This is a genomic window from Kitasatospora sp. NPDC007106 (assembly GCF_040634455.1).
GTDB lineage: Bacteria > Actinomycetota > Actinomycetes > Streptomycetales > Streptomycetaceae > Kitasatospora > Kitasatospora arboriphila.
The window spans coordinates 1-1057 of the sequence record NZ_JBEYFP010001448.1 but is presented as its reverse complement, the minus strand read 5'-3'; the positions used below and the strand labels follow the sequence as shown (position 1 = coordinate 1057).

The window sequence follows — 1057 nt, the reverse complement described above, 5'->3', positions numbered from 1 at the left end:
GCCGAGCGGCTCGCCCTGGCGCCGCCGCACCTGCGGCCGCTGCGCGGCACCGCCCTGGTCGGCCTGGCCCTGTCCACCGACGCGCTCGGCGACCGGGCGGCCGCCCTCGGCCTGTGCCACGAGGCCTTCCCGCTGGTCGCCGTGCCGGACACGCAGATCCCCCGCTGGGCCCTGCGCGGGCTCGCGGAGGCGGAGACCGCGGCCGGGCGGCCGGACCTCGCTCCCGTCCTCGCCTTCCTGCGCGCCGTCGACCGCGGCCCGGAGCCGGGCGAGGAGGCGGAGTCCGCCGCGCGCGTCCTCGACTGGCTGCAGCGCCGCTGCCGGGACGCCTCCGCCGCCGACCGCGACGGCGCCACCGCCGCCGCCCTGAAGGCGCTCCCCGGACGGGACTGGCCGGTACTGGCCAGGTCGGCGTTCCTGCGCGACAGCGGCCGACCGGGCGAGGCCGAGGCCGTCCTGCTCGCCGCCGCACCCGGCGGCAGCGGCGAACTCTGGTTCCGCCACGGCGCCCACCTGCACGCCGCCGGGCGCAACGACGAGGCCGTCGAGGCCTTCGGCCGCGCCGTCCAGCGCGGCACCGGCGAGCCCTCGCCGTGGGCCCGCGGGGCCTCCCTGCGCGCCGAGGCCCTGCTCTTCCGCGGCCTCGCCCGGCAGTTCCTCGGCGACCACCCCGGCGCCGGCACCGACCTCGCGGACTCCGCCGCGGCCGCCCCCGCCGACCCCCGCCCCCACTACGCGCTGGGGCGGCTCGCCCTGCTGCTCGACCGGGACGACGAGGCGCACGGCCACTTCACCGCGGCCCAGGCCGCGCAGCCCGGCCACACCCCGTCCCGGCTCGGCCTCGCGCTGGTCCACGAACGGGCCGGCCGCCCCGCCGAGGCCGCCGCCGACTACCGGACGGCCCTGGAGGCGTACCCGCACTGGCAGCCCGCGAAGGTCCGACTCGGCGCCGCCCTGCTCGCCGCCGGCCGCACCGAGGACGCCGCGCCGCTGCTCCGTACCGAGGCCGAGGCCGGCCACCCGTGGAGCCCGGCCGCCGCCTTCCACCACGGTCTCG

Annotated in this window: 1 protein-coding gene; it reads left to right on the top strand. The window is 81.2% G+C overall.

Annotation, left to right across the window (positions count from 1 at the left end; all coding sequences use genetic code 11):
- Positions 1–1057, top strand: a 1057-nt coding sequence (locus ABZ641_RS39180; RefSeq protein ID WP_359989509.1) for a tetratricopeptide repeat protein, incomplete at both ends; no start/stop codon positions are given.